This is a genomic window from Streptomyces sp. NPDC006544 (genome assembly GCF_040611715.1).
In the GTDB taxonomy this organism is placed as follows: domain Bacteria; phylum Actinomycetota; class Actinomycetes; order Streptomycetales; family Streptomycetaceae; genus Streptomyces.
This window is the reverse complement of the sequence record NZ_JBEXOV010000007.1, coordinates 119,998-139,129: the sequence shown is the minus strand read 5'-3', so window position 1 is coordinate 139,129 and position 19,132 is coordinate 119,998. Positions and strand designations below refer to the sequence as shown.

17 protein-coding genes and 1 pseudogene are annotated in these 19,132 nt (G+C 71.4%); 10 read left to right on the top strand and 8 right to left on the bottom strand.

The window, feature by feature from the left end:
• Positions 1-81 precede the first annotated feature (81 nt).
• The gene (locus tag ABZY44_RS05870) at positions 82-576 is read right to left on the bottom strand and encodes a GNAT family N-acetyltransferase (protein WP_356650352.1); all 495 of its coding nucleotides are present in this window, start codon (positions 574-576) and stop codon (positions 82-84) included.
• Between the two features lie 320 nt (positions 577-896).
• Here ABZY44_RS05870 and gdhA point away from each other — a divergent pair, with 320 nt between their 5' ends.
• The 3 genes from gdhA (at position 897) to ABZY44_RS05855 (ending at position 4,838) form a co-directional block, all read left to right on the top strand.
• The gene (gdhA, locus tag ABZY44_RS05865) at positions 897-2,261 is read left to right on the top strand and encodes an NADP-specific glutamate dehydrogenase (protein WP_356650351.1); all 1,365 of its coding nucleotides are present in this window, start codon (positions 897-899) and stop codon (positions 2,259-2,261) included.
• A gap of 253 nt (positions 2,262-2,514) precedes the next feature.
• A complete protein-coding gene (locus ABZY44_RS05860; RefSeq protein WP_356650350.1) occupies positions 2,515-3,855 on the top strand; it encodes an AMP-binding protein in 1,341 nt (446 codons plus the stop codon).
• 89 nt (positions 3,856-3,944) lie between these two features.
• The gene (locus ABZY44_RS05855; protein WP_356650349.1) at positions 3,945-4,838 is read left to right on the top strand and encodes a DMT family transporter; all 894 of its coding nucleotides are present in this window, start codon (positions 3,945-3,947) and stop codon (positions 4,836-4,838) included.
• A gap of 92 nt (positions 4,839-4,930) precedes the next feature.
• Here ABZY44_RS05855 and ABZY44_RS05850 read toward each other — a convergent pair whose 3' ends face one another.
• From ABZY44_RS05850 to ABZY44_RS05820, 7 genes and pseudogenes are all read right to left on the bottom strand, one after another.
• Positions 4,931-5,377: a GNAT family N-acetyltransferase gene (locus ABZY44_RS05850; protein WP_356650372.1), complete on the bottom strand. Its 447-nt coding sequence runs from the start codon at positions 5,375-5,377 to the stop codon at positions 4,931-4,933.
• A gap of 6 nt (positions 5,378-5,383) precedes the next feature.
• Positions 5,384-6,085: pseudogene (locus ABZY44_RS05845) on the bottom strand (alpha/beta hydrolase); the annotation flags it as partial.
• A 9-nt stretch (positions 6,086-6,094) separates the two neighbouring features.
• Entirely contained in the window at positions 6,095-7,159 is a 1,065-nt protein-coding gene (locus ABZY44_RS05840; protein WP_356650348.1) for an endonuclease/exonuclease/phosphatase family protein, read from the bottom strand.
• Positions 7,160-7,311: 152 nt separating this feature from the next.
• Positions 7,312-8,235 carry an NAD-dependent epimerase/dehydratase family protein gene (locus tag ABZY44_RS05835; RefSeq protein WP_356650347.1) on the bottom strand — a complete coding sequence of 308 codons (924 nt, stop codon included), beginning with the start codon at positions 8,233-8,235 and terminating at the stop codon, positions 7,312-7,314.
• A 337-nt stretch (positions 8,236-8,572) separates the two neighbouring features.
• Positions 8,573-9,355 (bottom strand): SDR family oxidoreductase, encoded by a 783-nt coding sequence (locus ABZY44_RS05830; protein ID WP_356650346.1) that lies wholly within the window; start codon positions 9,353-9,355, stop codon positions 8,573-8,575.
• Between the two features lie 52 nt (positions 9,356-9,407).
• Positions 9,408-10,649 (bottom strand): cytochrome P450, encoded by a 1,242-nt coding sequence (locus tag ABZY44_RS05825; protein WP_356650345.1) that lies wholly within the window; start codon positions 10,647-10,649, stop codon positions 9,408-9,410.
• Positions 10,650-10,800: 151 nt separating this feature from the next.
• The gene (locus ABZY44_RS05820) at positions 10,801-11,763 is read right to left on the bottom strand and encodes a ScbA/BarX family gamma-butyrolactone biosynthesis protein (RefSeq protein WP_356650344.1); all 963 of its coding nucleotides are present in this window, start codon (positions 11,761-11,763) and stop codon (positions 10,801-10,803) included.
• Between the two features lie 168 nt (positions 11,764-11,931).
• On the opposite strand from ABZY44_RS05820, the gene ABZY44_RS05815 reads away from it, so the two are divergent.
• The 7 genes from ABZY44_RS05815 to ABZY44_RS05785 all read left to right on the top strand — a co-directional run bounded on the left by ABZY44_RS05815 (position 11,932) and on the right by ABZY44_RS05785 (position 18,967).
• Positions 11,932-12,726 (top strand): ScbR family autoregulator-binding transcription factor, encoded by a 795-nt coding sequence (locus ABZY44_RS05815; RefSeq protein ID WP_356650343.1) that lies wholly within the window; start codon positions 11,932-11,934, stop codon positions 12,724-12,726.
• 267 nt (positions 12,727-12,993) lie between these two features.
• Positions 12,994-14,610 carry a class I adenylate-forming enzyme family protein gene (locus ABZY44_RS05810; RefSeq protein ID WP_356650342.1) on the top strand — a complete coding sequence of 539 codons (1,617 nt, stop codon included), beginning with the start codon at positions 12,994-12,996 and terminating at the stop codon, positions 14,608-14,610.
• A complete protein-coding gene (locus tag ABZY44_RS05805) occupies positions 14,607-14,990 on the top strand; it encodes a hypothetical protein (RefSeq protein ID WP_356650341.1) in 384 nt (127 codons plus the stop codon). The genes ABZY44_RS05810 and ABZY44_RS05805 overlap by 4 nt, the downstream gene beginning before the upstream one ends.
• Before the next feature lie 197 nt (positions 14,991-15,187).
• Positions 15,188-15,466 (top strand): LysR family transcriptional regulator, encoded by a 279-nt coding sequence (locus ABZY44_RS05800; RefSeq protein ID WP_356650340.1) that lies wholly within the window; start codon positions 15,188-15,190, stop codon positions 15,464-15,466.
• A 342-nt stretch (positions 15,467-15,808) separates the two neighbouring features.
• Positions 15,809-17,344, top strand: a complete 1,536-nt coding sequence (locus ABZY44_RS05795) for a 4-hydroxyphenylacetate 3-hydroxylase family protein (RefSeq protein WP_356650339.1) — start codon at positions 15,809-15,811, stop codon at positions 17,342-17,344.
• 80 nt (positions 17,345-17,424) lie between these two features.
• Positions 17,425-17,922, top strand: coding sequence for a flavin reductase family protein (locus ABZY44_RS05790; protein ID WP_356650338.1), 498 nt, complete (start codon positions 17,425-17,427; stop codon positions 17,920-17,922).
• Position 17,923: 1 nt separating this feature from the next.
• Complete coding sequence (locus tag ABZY44_RS05785; RefSeq protein ID WP_356650337.1) at positions 17,924-18,967, top strand: hypothetical protein; 1,044 nt, start codon at positions 17,924-17,926, stop codon at positions 18,965-18,967.
• The last annotated feature ends 165 nt before the right edge of the window (positions 18,968-19,132 follow it).

Below are 19,132 nucleotides of genomic sequence, written 5' to 3'. Positions count from 1 at the left end.
GGGGCGGGGTCGGGTGGGTGCCGGGTGCCGGGTGCCGGGTGCTGGGTGCCCGTGCCCGGGTGGCCGGGGCGTCCCGGGAGGTCAGGTCGTGGGGAGGTCCAGGACGGCGACCGTTTGGCCGGCGCTCTCCTCCCCTGTCGGGCGGAAGCCCAGGCCGAGGTAGAAGGGTTCGGGTGAGCCGGGACCGGGTTCCCAGGTGACGTAGGCGCGGGAGGCGCCGCGGCGGCGGATTTCGGCGGTGACCGCCGAGACCGCGAAGCGGCCGTAGCCCTTGGACTGGTGGGCGGACGAGATGTTCAGGCGCCACAGGCCCGAGCGGATGTCACGGGGGTCGGCTGCCGCGTCCCAGACGATGTCGAGGAACGCCATCACGAAGCCGACGACCTCGTCGCCGTCGACGATCACCCGCGGCCAGGCCGTCTCTCCGTGGACGTACGCCTCGGCCAGCGACTTGACGACCGGGGCCACGAGGTGCGCCTGGTCGGGGCGGACCGACACGGCGCAGACGGCGTCGAAGTTGTCCGGGGTGACCGGTTCGAGGCGGAGGGGCGACGGGGTTCGGGTGGGGGCGTTCATTCCCGCACCCTATGTGCGCGTCTGTGCGCGTCTCTTCGGGGCCGTCTTCCTGCTGCCCGGCGTGGGTCGAGGGCGGGTCCAGGTCGGATCCAGGGCGGCGGGGAATCCTTCGGTCGACGATCACTAGGGACGGTGGAACCGGTGGCCGAGGGCCTTTGCCGGGCGGGCCGGAAAGACGCGTGGGCCCGGTCCGCGAGCGCCGTACCCTCCCGCTGGGACGGTGTCCGGGCCGCCGGTTTCCGCGATGCGGAAGGCGGTGTCGGAGAGCCGATCCGCGTCTCGGCGCCGGTCCCGGCATCGCAACCCAGGAGGAACAGACCGTGACGGACCCCAAGGACCCGCAGAGCCGGCTGGACGCGCTGCGTGCCGACATCGAACGCCGCAACCCGGCCCAGCCCGAGTTCCACCAGGCGGTACGGGAGGTCCTGGACACCCTGGCCCCCGTGTTCGCGGCGCGCCCCGAGTACGCCGAGCCGGGCGCGGCCCTGTTGGAGCGGCTCACCGAGCCGGAGCGGCAGATCATCTTCCGGGTTCCGTGGCAGGACGATCGTGGTCACATCCACGTCAACCGCGGCTACCGCGTCGAATTCAACAGCGCGCTCGGCCCGTACAAGGGCGGCCTGCGCTTCCACCCCTCCGTGGACATCGGCGTGGTGAAGTTCCTCGGCTTCGAGCAGATCTTCAAGAACGCGCTGACGGGACTCGGCATCGGCGGCGGCAAGGGCGGCAGCGACTTCGACCCGCACGGCAAGTCCGACGCGGAGGTCATGCGCTTCTGCCAGTCCTTCATGACCGAGCTCTACCGCCACATCGGTGAGCACACCGACGTTCCGGCGGGCGACATCGGCGTAGGCGGCCGCGAGATCGGCTACCTCTTCGGCCAGTACCGGCGCATCACCAACCGCTGGGAGGCCGGCGTCCTGACCGGCAAGGGCCGGGGCTGGGGCGGCTCGCTGATCCGCCCGCAGGCCACCGGCTACGGCAGCGTGCTCTTCGCCGCCGAGATGCTGGCGGTCAAGGGCCTGTCGCTCGACGGCCTGACGGCGGTCGTCTCCGGCTCGGGCAACGTCGCGATCTACACGATCGAGAAGCTGCAGCAGCTGGGCGCGAACCCGCTGACGGCCTCCGACTCCCAGGGCTACGTCGTCGACGAGAAGGGCATCGACCTCGCACTCCTGAAGCAGATCAAGGAGGTCGAGCGCGGCCGGGTGAGCGACTACGCGCAGCGGCGCGGGCCGTCGGCGCGGTTCGTTCGGGGCGGCCGGGTCTGGGACGTCGCGGCGGAGGCCGCCTTCCCGTCGGCCACGCAGAACGAGCTGACCGAGGCCGATGCGCGGACGCTGATCGCGAACGGGGTCAAGGCGGTGTCGGAGGGCGCGAACATGCCGACCACGCCGGACGCGGTGCGTCTGCTGCAGTCCGCCGGGGTCGCCTTCGGGCCCGGCAAGGCGGCGAACGCGGGCGGGGTCGCGGTCAGCGCGCTGGAGATGGCGCAGAACGCGGGGCGGGTGGCGTGGAGCGCGGCGCGGGTCGAGGAGGAGCTCGCGGGCATCATGCGGGACATTCACGCGGTGTCGTACGAGACCGCCGAGCGGTATGGCTCCGCCGGGGACTATGTGACCGGGGCGAACATCGCCGGGTTCGAGCGGGTGGCGGACGCGATGTTGGCGCAGGGGCTGATCTGAGTCCCACCTCCCTGAGGGGGGCGGGGGCGGGGCGGGGCTGCGGCCCGGGCTTTTCTGGGGCTTCGCCCCCGACCCCACGCCTCAAACGCCGGCGGGGCTTGATCTGCTTCGCCCCCGACCCCACGCCTCAAACGCCGGCGGGGCCTGGTCTGCTGCGCGCCGTCTCGGATTTCGTGGCTCCGGTGCTGGTGGGGCTTGGTTTGGTCTTAGCCTGGGGCCGGTTGATGGCAGCTTCGCTTCGTAGGGGGAATCAGTGCTGACCGCGCTCACCGGGGTTTTCGGGGACCGGGCCGATGCCCTGCGGGTGGACGGGCGGGAGGCCTCCTACGAGGCGTTGCTCGGAGCTGCCCGCGCGGTGGCCGCCGACGTCGCCGGCGCACCCGCGTTCGCGGTGACGGCCACGGCCTCGCTGGAGACCGTCGCCGCCGCCGTCGGCGGGCTGCTCGCCGGGGTGCCCTTCGTGCCGCTGCCGCCCGATGCCGGTCCGGCCGAGCGGGAGCACATCCTGCGCGATTCGGGGGCGGTGCTCGTGGACGTGGACTTCGCGCGGCGCTCGGACCGTTCCGTTCCCCTTCCGGTCCCCGACCCTGCCGCGGCGGCGCTGATCCTGTACACCTCCGGGACCACCGGGCCGCCCAAAGGCGTCGTCCTCACCGCCGAGGCGGTCGCCGCCGATCTCGACGCGCTCGCCGGGGCCTGGCAGTGGAGTGCCGAGGACACTCTCGTGCACGGGCTGCCGCTGTTCCACGTCCACGGCCTGGTCCTCGGCGTGCTCGGAGCGCTGCGGACCGGGAGTCGCCTCGTGCACACCGGCCGGCCCACGCCCGAGGCGTACGCGGCGGCCGGAGGGAGCCTGTACTTCGGGGTTCCGACCGTGTGGTCCCGTGTCGCCGCGGCGCCGGAGGCCGCGGCCGCGCTGGGCGGGGCCCGGCTGCTCGTCTCCGGCAGCGCGGCGCTGCCCGCGCCCGTCTTCCGGGACCTGGAGCGACTGACCGGGCTGCGGCCCGTCGAGCGGTACGGGATGACCGAGACGCTGATCACGATCAGCGGGCGCGCGGGCGGCGAGGTGCGGCCCGGTACGGTCGGCACCCCGCTCCCCGGCATCCGTACGCGCATCGCGGCGGAAGCGGGCGCCGAGATCGGTGAACTCCAGCTCACGGGGCCCACGCTGTTCGCCGGATATCTGGGCCGGCCCGAGGCCACGGCCGCCGCGTACACGCAGGACGGGTGGTTCCGTACGGGGGACATCGCGGCCGTCGACCGGGCGGACGGCGTGCACCGGATCGTGGGCCGGGCCTCCATCGACATGATCAAATCGGGCGGCTACCGGATCGGCGCGGGAGAGATCGAGAACGCGTTGCTGGACCACCCCCGGGTACGGGAGGCGGCGGTGGTCGGGCTGCCGGACGCGGATCTGGGGCAGCGGATCGTCGCGTTCGTGGTGGCGGAGGGCGTCACGGGAGCGGAGCTCACCGACTTCGTCGCCGCGCACCTGTCGGTGCACAAGCGGCCGCGCGAGGTGCGGTTCGTGGCGGCGATTCCGCGCAATGCGATGGGCAAGCCGCAGAAGAAGCTGCTGCTGACGGACGGCTGACCGTTCGGCGGTGCCGCCGGCGTACACCCGGGCCGGATGCGCTGCCCGGGCCCGTCGGCGGTCTGGATCAACGCCGGTAGTTTGCACGCATGGACAAAACCTCTGACGGGCCCGGGACCGACCGCCGCGCGCTCATAGCGGCCGCCGTGACCGTGGTGCTGTGGGCTTCCGCCTTCGTCTCCATCCGGTCCGCCGCCGCCCATTTCGGGCCCGGAGCACTCGCGTTCGGACGCCTGCTGACGGCCTCGCTCGTGCTCGGGCTGGTCCTGCTCGTCAAGCGGGTGCCGCCGCCGCCGAAGCAGGCGTGGCCCGGCATCCTCGGCTCCGGAGTGCTGTGGTTCGGGCTGTACATGGTGACGCTGAACTGGGGAGAGCAGCTCGTGGACGCCGGGACCGCCGCCATGGTGGTCAACATCGGCCCGATCGTGATCGCGCTGCTCAGCGGCTGGCTCCTGAAGGAAGGGTTCCCGCCGATGCTGCTGGCGGGGATGGCCGTCTCCTTCGTGGGGGCCGTCGTGGTCGGACTGTCCACCTCCGACGGGGGATCGGCCTCGCTGGGCGGCGTGCTGCTCTGCCTGGTCGCCGCGCTCACCTACGGGGCCGGGGTGGTCTCCCAGAAACCGGCCCTGCGGTACGCGAGCCCGCTCCAGGTGACCACGTACGGCTGCTTCGTCGGCACGGCCGTCACGCTGCCCTTTGCCTGGCAGCTCGTCGAGCAATTGCCGGGGGCGCCGCTCACCGCCACCCTCAACATGGTCTACCTGGGACTCTTCCCGACCGCGCTGGCCTTCACCACCTGGACGTACGCGCTGTCGCGGACGACCGCGGGGAAGATGGGCGCGACGACGTACGCCGTGCCCGCGATCGTGGTGCTCATCGCCTGGATCGCCCTCGACGAGGTCCCCGCGGGGCTGACCCTGCTGGGCGGCGCGGTCTGCCTGGCCGGCGTCGCCGTCTCCCGCAAGCGGCCGGCCGCCGCCTGACCGTCTCGATCCGAGAGGCCGGCGGCGTGACCGCGGGTCCTGGCGGGGCGACGCACCCTTCGTGCCGCCGGGGAACCAGCGTCCGGCGGCGGTCAGACGAGGCGCAGGTCGACGAAGGGGACGGTGTCGCCGGGCAGGACGTAGCGGTCGAACTCGACGAAGCCGTTGGCGCGCGCGAAGGCCAGGCCCTGCGGGTTGGAGGCGAGGACGACGGTTTCGATCACCTCGGCTCCGAGCTGCCGGGCCCGGGCGAGGCCCCGTGCGTACAGGGCGCGCCCGAACCCCCGTCCCCGGTAGGCGGGGAGGATCCGGGCGATCACGGTGGCGGTCGCGGAGCCGTCGGCCGGAGGGCGGACCGTCATGCATCCGACGAGGGTGTCGCCGAGGTAGGCCACGTCCAGGACGTTGCGCCCCGCGCGCTCCCGCACGGCTTCGAGCGGCAGTTCGTCCGTGGGAATGATCAGATTGTGCACGTACTGCCAGTCGCGCAGGGCGGCTTCGGAGCCGGCTCCCGTGGCCCGGACCCGTTCCGTACGCAGGGTGGACGCGGCCTCCAGGAGGACGCGGGCCAGCTCGGACGGGGCGGAGAACATCGGCCAGTGGCCCGTGTCCAGGGTGGTCAGCCGCCAGTCCGGCCCGGTGGCCAGGAGTTGCGCCACGTCGGGATGGGGTTCGGCGCCGTCGAGCAGGCACTTGACGTACGTCGCCGGCAACTCGGAGAGCGGGCGGGCAAGTACGGCCGGTTCGGTGAGGGTGGCGCCCGGGTGCGGGGCCGAGCAGGCGAGGAAGCGGGAGACCTGCGCGTCGGTGAGGCCCTGGCCCTCGCAGTCGGCGGCCTCCAGCGGGGGCCAGTAGCCGTCGTTGGCGGCGATCGCGGCCTCCACCGCCGCCCGGCCCTCGGGCCAGCCCGAGAGGAACGATGCTCCGTCGGCGGGGACGGCGGCGTCGACGAAGACCACCCGGGTCAGCCGCTCGCCGATCCGCTCGGCGGCCTGGCCCACGGGGATGCCGGAGTAGCTGTGGCCGACCAGGACCACATCGCGCAGGCCGAGCCGGTCGACGGCCCCGACGATGTCCTCGACGTGCGTCTGCTGGCCGAGTGCCGAGGCCGGGGCCTCCCGCCTCTCCCCGAGGCCGGACAAGGTCACCGGGTGCACCGCGTGGCCGGCCGCGCGGAGCTCGGCGGCCACCTCGTCCCATGCCGACGAACCGAGCCATGCGCCTGCCACCAGTACGAATTCAGTCATGGCCGCACGTTAACCGAACCGGATGACCGCACGGACGGGCAGATGGTCGCTGCGGGTGGCGGGCAGCGCGCGGATGCCGGTGACCGTGCCCGAGCGGGCCAGGACCTGGTCGATCCGGGCCAGCGGGAAGGACGCGGGCCAGCTGAACGCGAAGCCCGACGCGGGCGGATTGAGCCCGGCCGCGCGGACCGGGTCCAGACCGCGGTCGTCGACGGTGCTGTTGAGGTCACCGAGCAGGACGACCCGCTCGGCGGGCTCCGCGGCGAGCACGGCCCCGAGCAGGACGGCGCTCTCGTCGCGCCGGCCGGAGCCGAACCCGGAGGGGCCGAGGCGCAGCGAGGGCAGGTGGGCGACGTACACGGCCACGGGTCCGCGCGGGGTGGCGGCGCTCGCGCGCAGGGCGCGGTTCCAGTCCGGGCCCAGGCCGGCCGGCCTGATGTCCACGGGCCGTACGTCGGTGAGTGGGTACTTCGACCAGAGTCCGACCGTGCCGTGGGTGGCGTGGTGGGGGTAGTCGGCGGCGAGGGCGGTGGTGAAGGCGGGGAGGGCGGTGGGGGTCAGCTCCTCGAGGGCGATCAGGTCGGCGCGGGTGGCGGCGAGGGCGCGGGCGGTCCCGCCCGGGTCGGGATTGTCGTCGCCGACGTTGTGCTGGACGGCGACGACGTCGGTCCGGCCGCCTCCCTCGCTGCCGACCCCGGGCCCGGCGGGCAGGAGGAGGCCGCCGAACTGACCGAGCCAGGCGGCCGCGGGGAGCAGCAGCGCGAGCGCGGCGACGGCGGAGCGGCGCAGCAGCGCGAGGCCGAGGAGCAGGGGGACGGCGAGGCCGAGCCAGGGGAGGAAGGTCTCCAGGAGGCTGCCGGGGTGGCCGATGGTGGGGGGGACGGCGGAGTGGAAGGCGAGCAGCGCGGCGACGAGCACGGCGAGAGCGGTGATCCGGTGGACCGGGCTGCCGGGAAGGCGGAGGCGGCGCGGCCGCCCGGATCCGGCCCCCTCCCCGGCCCCGGCCCCGGATCCGGGGCCGGGTCCCGGTCCGGAACCCGGTGCGGGGGCCGTGTCCGTGTCAGGGTGAGCCATGGGGGCGTCCTCGTTCCGTTCCGGCGTCCTCGCGCGGTGCCGCACGCTACGACGACGCCGGACCGGCGGGCCCGGTTCCCGGGGCCACGGGAGCTGCCGGTCCCGGGCGCCGGGGCCCGGGTGCCGGGGCGCCGTTCGGCTGCGCTCTGCGGTCAGGCCCGTGCGAGGTGCTCGCGGTACCAGGAGGACGCGGTGGCGAGGAAGGCCAGGGGGTCGGCCTCCGGGCGGACGCCGGCGAGGCGCCAGACGGGTTCGCTGCTCTGGCAGTAGTCGCGGGCCAGAAGGCTGAACTGGCGCTCGGTCACCCGGCCCGGGTGCGCGCGCAGTTCTTCCAGGCAGCGTTCCCACGGCCAGTCCTGGGTCACCGCCGGCAGCACCCCGTGGGAGGTCAGTGCCCGCGTGAGGGCCCCGGTGGTCACGGGGGCGGGGTGGCTGGCGTGGTAGATCCCGCCGGGCACCGGGTCCGCGGCCGAGGCGAGGGCGCCGATCAGCCGGGCCAGCTCGGCGACGTCCACGACGGAGAGCAGCGCGCCGCCGCCGTCCCAGCGGGCCGGGACCCGGCCGAGGAGCTCGGCCAGGGCCGGCACCACCCAGCGGTCTCCGGCGCCGAGGACCAGGCCGGGCCGCAGGACGACCCCGCCGGCGGCCAGTACCGGGGCTTCCGCCTCCAGTCGGGTGCGGCTCGCGGGTGACGCCGGGTCCGTGGGGATCTCGTCGACCTCGATCCCGCGGTGCGGGCGGAGCCCGTAGACCGCGGCGGTGGACAGGTGGATCACGCGTTTGATGCCCGCCCGCGCGGCCTCGTCCAGGAGGGCGGCGCCGCCCTCGACGTTGACCGTGCGGCAGCGTTCCTCGTCCGGCCCGATGAAGGAGGCCAGGTGCACCAGCGCGGTCGCGTCCTCGCAGACCCCGCGCAGCGAGGCGGGATCGGCCAGGTCGGCGCGCACCCACTCCACGCCTTCGCGCGCCGCACCGGGGGTGCGGGCGAGGGCGCGTACGCGGACGCCCGGCCGGCGGACCAGGTCCTCCAGGGCGGCGGAGCCGATGAAACCCGTGGCCCCCGTCAGGACGATCACGCCGGATCTCCGAACTGCGCTGTCCTGCTGGGTATTTGCCATGAGTTCCCCCGATGTCCGCGACAAATAAAACGATCACCGTACTTTACTGAGCCCTTTTCGGCCGATGGCAGAGGACCGCTCGGGGCGGGCAGGTGTTTCCGCACGTCGGGCGGGAGACACAGATTCCGGTAATGGCGTGATCTCGTTCTTCGCATCCCCGGACGGTGCAGGTCAGAGCAGGTGGGCGTCGAGTCGACACGGTGCGCGGGCCGTTAACGGCGTTAACGCCGTTAACGCCGTCGACGACGCCACGACGTCGGCGGCACCGGTCTCCCTCGGTGGCTTCGGGCGGCCGTCAGCGTGCCGTCCAGCCGCCGTCCACCGGTACGGTCGCGCCGACCACGAAGGACGCCTGGTCGCTGAGCAGCCAGGCGGCCGCGTACGCGATCTCGCGAGGGTCCGCCGTGCGCGGCAGCGGGGCCATCGTGTGCAGCTGCTGCTCCAGGCCCGGATTCAGGTCGAACCACTGACCCATCATCTCGCTGCGCGTGGTGCCGGGCGCGATGGCGTTGACGCGGATGCCCTGGGCGGCGTACTCCACGGCGGCCTTCGTGAGGCCGATGACCGCGTGCTTGGAGGCGATGTAAGGGGCGGCCGCCGGGGTGTTGACGAGTCCGGCGACGCTGCTGTTGTTCACGATCGCGCCGCCGTGCGCGAGCATCGCGGCGATCTCGTGCTTCATGCAGTTCCAGGTGCCGAGGACGTTGGTGGCCATGACGGCCTCGAAGTCCGCGTCCTCCATGAGGTGCAGCGGCGCGGGAACGGCCCCCGCGCCCGCGTTGTTGAAGGCGATGTCCAGCCCGCCGAAGAGCTCCACCGCCCGGTCCACCGCACGCTTGACCTCCTCGGTGCGCGAGACGTCCGTGACCGCGTAGGCGGCGGTGAAGCCCTTTTCGGTCAACTCTTTTGTGATGGCCGCCAGTTCGGCCTCGCGTCGGGCGATCAGCAGCACCGAGGCCCCGTTCTCGCAGAACACCCGGGCCGCGGCCGCCCCGATGCCGCTGCTCGCGCCGGTGATCAGGGCGCGCTTGCCCGTCAGGAGTCCGCTGTTCGCCGTCATGTCGAAACCTTTCGTCATGACGGCAAGTCTTCGCGCGCCGGCCCGGCCGGATCGGCCTCGGTGGCCGAAATCAGCCTCCCTGGGGAGTGCCCAGCAGCACGGGCAGCGAGAGGTGGCCGTTCGAGACGAAGGAGTACTTCGGCAGGAGGGCCTCGGCCGGTACGGCCAGGGAGATCTCCGGGAACCGCGCGAACAGGGACGACAGGGCGATGGCCACCTCCATGCGGGCCAGCGTCACGCCGAGGCAGTAGTGCGCCCCGTAGCCGAAGGACACGTGGTCGCCGCGGGTGGCGCGGGTGACGTCGAAGACGTCCGCGTCCGCTCCGTGGTGCAGGGGATCGCGTCCCGCACCCGCGAAACAGATGACGATCGCGTCGCCCTGAGGGATCCTCACGTCGTCGTCGATCTCGATCGTCTCGACGGCGTAGCGCAGGATGCTGTGCGCGCCGGGCGGGTCCACGCGCAGGGTCTCGTCGATCGCGTCCTGCCACGAGGCCTCGCCGGAGAGTACGAGCGCGAGCTGCTCGGGGTGCGAGAGCAAACGGGCGACGGCACTGTCGATGAGGTTCACCGTCGTCTCGTACCCGGCGGTGAAGAGGAGGATGAGATTGTCGAGGAGCTCCTTCTCGCTCATCTGCGACGAGCCCGAGTCGCACTCGGTGATGAGCGCCGAGGTCAGGTCGTCGGAGGGGTTCTCCCTCTTGTGGGCGACCAGCTCGGTCATGGTCTGGTAGAGGGCGATCCCGTTGGCCATCGCGTCCTCGGCGGTGGCCGAGGTGGCGAAGAAGTTCGCGATGATCTCCTGCAGTCGCTGCCGTGCGTCGGCGGGTATGCCGAACAGTTCGCACACGACCTGGTGCGGCAGGACGTGTGCGAACTCCTCGCGGAGGTCCACCGGCTCGCCGGCGGGCACCCGTTCGAGGCGGTCCAGCAGACCGGAGGCGATCTCCTCGACGCGCGGCCGCAGCGCCGCGACCCGGCGAGTGGTGAACTCGCGGGCCACGGGCTTGCGCAGGCGGGCATGCTCCTCGCCGTAAGCGGTGACCATGTTCTGTACCGAGACCCAGATGGCGAGCGGCCACTTCTCGGTGACCTCGCCGTCGATCCACGCCGGCCAGTGCCGGTAGGCGTCCTTCGAGACCCGGGGGTCCGTGAGGAGGCGCTTGACGAGGGCGTAGTCGGTGACCGACCAGGCCTCCACGCCTCCGGGAAGCACGACCTTGACGGCGCGGCCCCGGGACCGGATCTCCTTGATCTCCCCGTGGATGTCCTGGCCGAGGGGATCGATGACGAACGGGCACTGCCTGCTCACGGGAGTATCCCTCCTCCGGTGTGTGGTGTGGATGGGTCTGCGAGGCCACAGGCTGGCATGCCGGTGCTCCGGCCGCCACTTCGCTCTGTGGGCGTCTCGCCTGCTGGATCGGCAGAACGGATTCCGCTTTTCTGAGGAAAAGGAGCGGAGATCAGGAGGAAACCGGAAGTCCCTCGAGCACGGCGAGGAAGACCCGGCGGCCCGACTGGTGTCCCGTGATCCGCAGGGAAATCGTGTCGCTCGGCGAAAGCGCCTCGCTCCGCGTCCTGCTGACGGCCTGTGCCTGGATGAGACAGGGCGCGTCGAACTCCGCGTAGCGCTCGAACCGGAGACGGAGCGAAGTGGGATACAGCCTTGTGCGGTCCACGAAGGCGAAGGCGGCCTGGTGGACGGCCTCCATCAGGACCATCCCCGGGACGTGGTCGTTGGGGCGCGCGAACAGGGTCGTGTTGGTGGTCGGCGCCCGCAGGGTCCAGCAGCTGGGGTCCTTCGTGGGGGCCAGCAGGACGTCGTCGGGGACGGTTCGCCCGACGAGGGCGGGGTGCACCGGGTCGGGCACCGAGTGGACCGGGCCGGCGTCCGCGTACGCGCCGCGCAGTCGGCGGTAGGCCGCGGGAGAGGTGCAGGTGAGGCTGCCGTCGCCGGTGGCGATGACCCGGCCGTCCCGGACGAGGACCATGTGGCAGGTCATTCCGGAGAGCCGGCTGCCCCGGAGCCTCACCGCGGAGCAGGTGACGTCGATCCGGACCGGTGAGCGGTCGTCGGCGTCGAGGAGTCCGGGCTCGATCGTGTAGTTCAGGTCGGACATCAGGAAGTGGTAACCGACCGGGACGCCGAATTCGGCGTGGGCGATGAGCATGCCTGCTTGGCGGATGGTCTCCGCGATCAGGGTGGGGGGTTGTAAACCGTGCAGTGCGGTATGGAACGGATGCTTTTCCGGCCAGCGCAGCGTGACGGCGAAACGATCCGTGCCCGTTTTCTCCCAGTCCGACAAGAACACGTCTGAGGTGGTCGGACGGTGTACGAGCCAACTGGGCACGGTCGGCGGCCCGGACTGTGCGATCCGGGCGGGCTGTCTATGGGTGGTCACACCTATGTCTGTACTGATTGTCATGGTTCCCCCCTCGGGACCTAACTCTCTTTCGCAGCCGGGCTGGTGAAGTCCCGGCCGCCGCAAGATACGTGCTGCCTGGTATAATTTGCAACGGCTGTTTTCAGTGACATGCTCGGTGCCTTCGTCAAGTGGGACCGTCGACCGCCACACATCAAGAAGGGAGCGAGCGTGACCCAGAAGGAGCAATCCCGACGAACCCGGCGGCTCATCGTCGAGGCAGCTGGTGCCGTGTTCGCGGAGAAGGGCTTCAACGGGGCCACCATCGCTGACGTCTACCAGCGGCTCGGCCTGACCAAGGGCGCTTTCTACTACTACTTCAAGGGCAAGGAAGAACTCGCCCAGGCCGTGCTGGCCAGCCAGATCGACGAGGTCGGCTATCCGCTCGTGCCCCGCAGCACCCGGCTCCAGGAAATGATCGACGCGGGCATGCTCTTCGCCGCCCAGATCCACGGTGATCCCGTGGTGCAGGGCAGCCTGAGGCTCTCGCTGGAGCGGGGTGCCCACCATCAGGACCGCCTGCGCCCGTACCGGGACTGGATCGAGCACAACCGCTTCGCGTTGAGCCAGGCCAAGGACTGCGGCGAGCTTCACGCACACGTGGACGTGGACTCGGTCGCCGAGCTCTTCGTCGGCGCCTTCACCGGTATCCAGGTGCTGTCCGAGGTGCTCGCCGACTGGTCCGACCTGGAAGTGCGCACCTCGGTCCTGCTCAAGCACATCCTTCCGATCATCGCGCTGCCGGGAGTCCTGGCCCAGCTGGACATGGCCCCCGGCCGGGCCGAGCGGGTCAGGGCGGACTTCGAGCGGATCCGCGCCGAGCAGGCCGAAGCGCAGGCCGAAGCACAGGCCGAAGCGCAGGCGGAGTCCACGAAGACGGAGCCCGGGAAGGCCGAGCCGAAGAGGGCCGAGCCGAAGAAGGAAGCCCGCGGCGCGACGCCGGACCAGATGGCGGCCACGGCGTAGCCCCCGGTGACGCCGGCCGCCGCGCACCGGGCGGCGCATGTCCGACTGCCGGGCGTCATCGACGCCCGGCAGAGGCATGTCGGGGGCCGTCCGGAGCCCCGTGCGGGCCCTACGAGCCCCGTGCGAGGCCCGTACGAGTCCGACATGGCATGGCAGGCCTCGATATCAGAACTTCCGATGACGGTTGCCTACCTTCTTGCAGGTTTGTTTCCATGGTCGCGGCCCCGAGCCACAGACGAGGCTCTTGACCGACCACGGAGAACCCACATGATCAAGCTCGATGACATCCGCCGGCACGCGGCGGGTGGCGTGACACGTGATGCCTTGGTCGACGGCCAGGTGCGGCTGACCTGGGGCCAGTTCGCCGAGACCGTGGAGCGGACGGCGGCCGGGCTCTCCGAGCACCTGCCCGCCGGGGACGGCCCGGTCCGCGCGGTCTTCCTCGCGGGCAACAGCTGGCAGCTCGCCACCGCGATGAGCGCCTGCGCCACGCTCGGCGTCTCCTGCACCGGGCTCGACCCGGACAGCGGCGCCGACGACCTGGGCCAGGTGCTCACCTGGCTCGAGCCGGCCGTCGTCTTCGTGACCTCGGACCACCGCGCCACCCTCGACCGGCTCGTCTGGCCGAGCGGCCCGCAGGCCCTCCACGTCCTCCTGGACGGGGTGTCGGCTCCCGGCGCGCAGGTGGCCCCCACCGCGCACCAGCCGCTGAACTTCGACCGCCTGACCTCGGCCGAACCGCTGCGCACCCTGCCCGCCCCGCGCCCCTACGAGTCCTTCGCGGTCGGCTCGCGCGGCGACGGGCCCGCCCGGATCGCCGTGCGCCGCACCCCCACCGAGGGCCGCCACCTCGTCGACCTGGTCGACGAGTTCGGCCTCAACCGGGACGACGTCCACCTGGCCTCCGCGCCGCCGGCCCAGTCCACGGCGCTCGCCCTGACCCGCACGATGCTCGGCGTCGGCGCCACCGTGGTGCTCGCGGACGGCGTCGGCCCCCAGGAACTGAGCGCCCTGCTGGTCGACGAGCGCGTCACCTCCGGCGTGATCACCCCCTCCACCCTGCACGCGCTGCTCGCGCTGCCGGAGACCGCCGAGCCCTCGCCGCGCACCCGGCACCTGCGGTTCCTGCTCACCCCGGGTGCCCACCTGGGCCGCTGGACCGTCAACACGGCCTGGGAGCGCCTGGGCCCGGTGCTGCACACCGCGCTCGGCAGCGCGGAGACCGGGCTGAGCGCCGTCATGGGCCCCGAGGAGCTCCTCGTGTCGCCGCCGCGGTCGGGTCACACCACGCTCGGCACCACCGTCGCCGTCCTCGGCGCGGACGGGCGGCCGCTGGAGCAGGGCGAGACGGGGCGGCTCGCCTTCGCGGGCCACCAGGTCATGGACGGCTACCTGGACGGAGAGACGCACACGGCCGCCCTGGACCTCGGCGCCGGCGAGCAGCGCTTCCTGGTCACCGACGAGGCCGGGTACGTGGACGAGACCGGCCGCCTGGTGGTCACCGGACGGGTCACCGACGTGCCCGTGGTGGTCCGCGACTCGGCGGTGGACACCGAGCTGTTCCGGCTGGAGTCGGACCTGCTCAACCTGCCGTGCCTGCGCGACACCGCCGTCATGCGGGTCAGCAGCGCGGTACTGGGCGACGCGATCGTGGTGCCGTTCATCGCGGTGGCCGTGGGCCGCGAGGCCACCGGCTACCAGGCGCTCGGCGCGGCCTGTGCCCGCCGGGTCCCCTCGCTGCCCGCGCACGTCATCGCGGTCGACACCATCCCGTACAGCCCGACCGGCCGCATCCGTACCGGTGACCTGCTCGACGCGGTGCTCCCCATCATCACTCTGAACCTGCAGCTTGAGCAGTCGATGCAACAGGAGATGTCCGCGTGAACCTGCCCTCCTACGACGACCAGCCCTACGACGACGTGCTGGTGGAGGACTTCGAGACGGCCTTCTACGCGCTCGAACTCGAACTCCTCGACCTGCCCTGCGTCCAGGACGTCGCCGTGATGCGCACCCGGCTGCCCGAGGTGGGCGAAACGCTGGTGGTGGCCTTCGTGCCGCTCCCCGAGGAGGAGCAGGAGGCGGGCGGCCGGCAGGCGGCGCTGGCCGCTTGTGAGCGTCGCCTGCCGTGGGTGCTCTCGCACGCGGTGGCCGTGGACGCGATCCCGCGGGCGGCCGACGGGTCCCCGCGCACCGGCCTGCTGATCGACCGGCTCCTCCCCCAGATAGCCCGGGACCTCCTCTCGCCGATGGAGATGTCCGACTAGTCCACCCCGCAAGACCCGCTGTCAACCACGAAGCAGCGGCTGACCCGTGGCCATGTCCTCTTTTGAGGGCATGGCCACAGGTATGTGCGCAGGATGTCGTACGAATGAACAGGTGCGCGACCCCCTTCAGTTATACCTGCGGCGTGGTATGTTTCTTGTCTCCGAGGCGTGAAGCCTCGCAGAAGGGAGCCCCTGCCGTGCAGTTCCAGCAGCTACGCTCGTTCCGCGAAGTGGCCGCCGAGATGAGCTTCACTCGTGCCGCCCGGAACCTCCACTACTCGCAGCCCAGCGTGACCGCGCACATCAAGAACCTCGAGGAGTACATCGGGGCACCGCTCTTCCACCGCGCCGGTGGCCGGGTGGAACTCACCGAGGCGGGCACGCGACTGCTGCCGCACGCCGAGAAGATCATCCTGATCGCCGAAGCGGCGTGCATCGACGCGGCCTCCGCCGGCGGTACCCGTCCGGCCGCCTGACCGACCGCCGAACGGTTTATTCAATTCCCTTTTCGTACGGCCCGTCCGTGCATCCGTATTCACCGGATGCGCGGACGGGCCGGTGTCATTTCAGGCCTTTAGGAATTCATCATTCCGCAGTGCGTGATTCGCGCCCGGACCCAGAACGACCAGGGAGCGGGCGATATCCGCATGCCTGCTGACAAAACGTCAACGACGTGACCAGGCCGCGAGTTGGCGTGAATGGGCAATTGTTCGTGCGCGGCCCCGCAAGAGCAGATCGGAACCCGAGCCTACGCTCGGATCAATCGAACTGTGCGCCCCGCAGTGGTCGCGTGTATTACCCCTGGAGAGGAACACAAAATGGGTCAGGTCCCGATAGTGGATCAGTCGGCCGAGGCTCCGTGCGACCTCATGACGGGCGACTCCTACCTGGAGAGCCTGCGTGACGGCCGTCAGGTCTTCGTGAACGGCGAGCTGGTCAAGGACGTGACGACGCACCCGGCCTTCGCCATGGCCGCGCGGTCGACGGCGCACCTGTACGACGCGCTCCACCACCCGGAGACCAAGGACCTGATGACGACGGTCGACCGGTACACGGGTTACCGCGTCCACCGCTTCTTCACCCCGGCCCACTCGCCCGAGGAGCTCCTCAAGGCGCGCGACGCCATCGAGCACTGGGCCCGCCTGAGCTACGGCTTCATGAACCGCACGCCGGACTACAAGGCGTCGTTCATGGCCGGCCTCGCCGTCACCCACGACTTCTACGAGCCCTTCGGCGACAACGCCCGCGCCTGGTACGAGAAGTACGCCCGCCAGGGCCTCTCGATCAGCCACGCGATCGTCAACCCGCCGGTCGACCGCAACAAGTCGGCGCACGAGATCCGCGACGTCTACCTCAAGGTCGTCGAGGAGCGCGAGGACGGCATCGTCGTCGAGGGCGCCAAGCTCATGGCCACCGCCTCGGCGCTGACCAACGTCGCCTTCGTCGGCCAGATCCACCTCGCCAACCTGGAAGCCGGCAAGGCCGACGACATGGCGCTGGCCTTCATGGCACCGCTGAACACCCCGGGCATGAAGGTCGTCTGCCGCACCTCCTACGAGGGCAAGGCCACCAGCCCGTTCGACAACCCCCTCTCCAGCCGGTTCGACGAGAACGACGCGGTCCTGGTCTTCGACAAGGCGTTCATCCCGTGGGAGAACGTCCTGATCTACCGGGACACCGAGAAGATCCACCAGTACTTCCCGCGCTCCGGCCTGCTCTCCCGCGGCTTCTTCCAGGGCGCGATCCGCATGTCGGTCAAGCTCGAGTTCATGGCGGGCGTCCTCGACCGCGGCACGCGCATCAACGGCACCGACGGCTTCCGCGGCGTCCAGGCCGGCCTCGGCGAGCTGCTGGCCTGGCGCCACCAGACCTGGGCCGTCACCAGCGCCATGGCCCTGGACCCGGAGGCCGGCCCGGCCGGCACCGTACTGCCGCGCATGGACTACTCGGCCGGCTACCGGGCGCTCGCCCCGATCAGCTGGGAGCGCACGCACCGCTTCTTCGAGGAGCACCTCGCGGGCGCGCTGCTGATGACCCCCTCCAGCGGCAAGGACCTGCAGAACCCCGAACTGCGCCCGCTGCTCGACCGCTACTACCGCGGCACCGGCGCCACCGCCGAGGAGCGCACCAAGCTCTTCAAGCTGGCCTGGGACGCGATCGGCACGGAGTTCGGCGCCCGCCACGAGCTGTACGAGCTCAACTACGCCGGCGGTCCCGACCAGGTGCGCCTCGACACCCTGAACTGGTCCCGCGGCGCGGGTCTCCTCGACAACTACGGCGACCTGGTCCAGAAGGCCATGGACGACTACGACCTCGACGGCTGGACCCGCGGCCGCTGGGCCCAGGAGAACTGACCCGTCAGCCCCCGTACGGGCGGGTGCGCGCGGCCACCGCGCCGCGCGCACCCGTCCGCGCCCAGCAGAGAGGCCCGGCCTTGAACCACGACCTGCGCGATGTGATGCGTTCCTTCGCCACCGGGGTCTGCGTCGTCAGCACGTACTCCGACCAGGGCGGCGTGCGCACCCACAACGCGATCACCGTCAACTCGCTCACCTCCGTCTCCCTGGACCCGCCGCTGGTGTCGCTGAGCTTCCGCCACGACTCGGAGTTCTTCGCCGAGCTGCTGCGGACCGGCGTCGTCGGGATCTCGATCCTGGGCGCCGAGGGCGAGTCCACCGCCCGTGCGTTCGCGCGCCGCCGGCCCGAGCGCGACCAGGCGCTGACCGAGCTGCCCGGCGCCCCGGGCGAGGCCACCGGAACGCTGCTGTTCGACGCGGCGGCCTGGATGGAGTGCAGCCTGCGCGACCACATCGTCGCGGGTGACCACGTGATGGTCATCGGCGAAGTCGTCGCCATGGGTGCCCGCGAGACCCAGTCCCCCCTGATCTTCCTTCAGGGCGGCTTCCACAGATTCGAACTGGAACAGGTGTGACGTGCGCGCGAAGAAGTTGCTGAGCTGGAGGGCGCTCCTCGGAGCGGCCCTGGCGATATCCGCCCTGACGCTGATGATCTGGCCCAGCCTCCCGGCCCAGGCCACGGTCACCACCCCGGAGGCCGCGGCCCGCACCTCGGGCTCGGTGACCGTCTGTCTGGTCACCGAGGACGCCCCGACCCGCGAGCGCATCGTCAAGGTCGCCGAGTGGGCCGCGGACGTCCTGCTCACGCAGACACCCTCCTACGCCGGCCCGTGCGCTTCGTACGGCACCCCGAGCGCGCTGGGCAACGGCACGGTGCGGACCTACGCGCAGGTCAGCGGCTCCAAGCCGCAGACCGTCGGCATCGTCTTCCCCAAGTCCATGCTGACCGGCCTGCCGACCAGCATGACCGACGGCCACCACTGCTACGACGTGAACGGCGACGGCACGGTCGACCAGCACACCGAGTGCGTCGGCGGCCACGAGCGTCCGCTGGACCTGCCCTCGCAGCTCACCTCGCTGCCCGGCATGCCGCTCAAGTGGGCCCTGGTGAACTACAACCCGATGGGTCACGGCCCCGAGCACATCTACGACACCCCGCACTTCGACTTCCACTTCTACACGCAGTCCAAGGCGGAGCGCGACGCGATCCGCAGCGGCCCCTGCGGCCTGGCCATCAACTGCGACGACTACGCGACGGCCACCAAGCCGGTCGCCCCGCAGTACATGCCCCAGGACTACAAGGACAACGGCGTCGCCGAGGCGGCGATGGGCAACCACCTCATCGACCTCAACTCGCCCGAGTGGAGCTCCGTCGCCTTCACCCAGACCTTCATCTACGGCGCCTACGACGCGAAGATCAGCTTCCTCGAGCCGATGATCACCAAGGCCTGGTTCGAAGGCATCGCCGCCGGGGTCAACCCGAGCCGGTGCTGGCCCATCAAGCAGCCGCAGCAGTGGCAGCTCGGCGGCTGGTACCCCCAGGAGTACTGCATCGACTACCGCGCCAACCGCGGTGACTACACCGTCTCGATGAAGAACTTCAAGAACTCCGCCGCCTGAGTCGGCGCACCGTCCCACCGGCCGACCGGCCCGCCCCCGCCGCACCGGGGGCGGCCGGCGGCCACCACTGAATCCCCGGAGTAGGCGAGGAAGGGCCCCGTGATCGCGGACAGCAAGGCCGGCGCACGACGACCCAGCGCCTTCCACGAATTGATAGGTGACTGA

What these genes read in the sequence shown, in the direction of transcription:
- ABZY44_RS05795 (WP_356650339.1), top strand. Translation starts at nt 15,809, where the DNA reads ATGGGTCAGGTCCCGATAGTGGATCAGTCGGCCGAGGCTCCGTGCGAC.
- ABZY44_RS05830 (WP_356650346.1), bottom strand. Translation starts at nt 9,355, where the DNA reads ATGACGAAAGGTTTCGACATGACGGCGAACAGCGGACTCCTGACGGGC.
- ABZY44_RS05840 (WP_356650348.1), bottom strand. Translation starts at nt 7,159, where the DNA reads ATGGCTCACCCTGACACGGACACGGCCCCCGCACCGGGTTCCGGACCG.
- ABZY44_RS05820 (WP_356650344.1), bottom strand. Translation starts at nt 11,763, where the DNA reads ATGACAATCAGTACAGACATAGGTGTGACCACCCATAGACAGCCCGCC.
- ABZY44_RS05810 (WP_356650342.1), top strand. Translation starts at nt 12,994, where the DNA reads ATGATCAAGCTCGATGACATCCGCCGGCACGCGGCGGGTGGCGTGACA.
- ABZY44_RS05870 (WP_356650352.1), bottom strand. Translation starts at nt 576, where the DNA reads ATGAACGCCCCCACCCGAACCCCGTCGCCCCTCCGCCTCGAACCGGTC.
- ABZY44_RS05855 (WP_356650349.1), top strand. Translation starts at nt 3,945, where the DNA reads ATGGACAAAACCTCTGACGGGCCCGGGACCGACCGCCGCGCGCTCATA.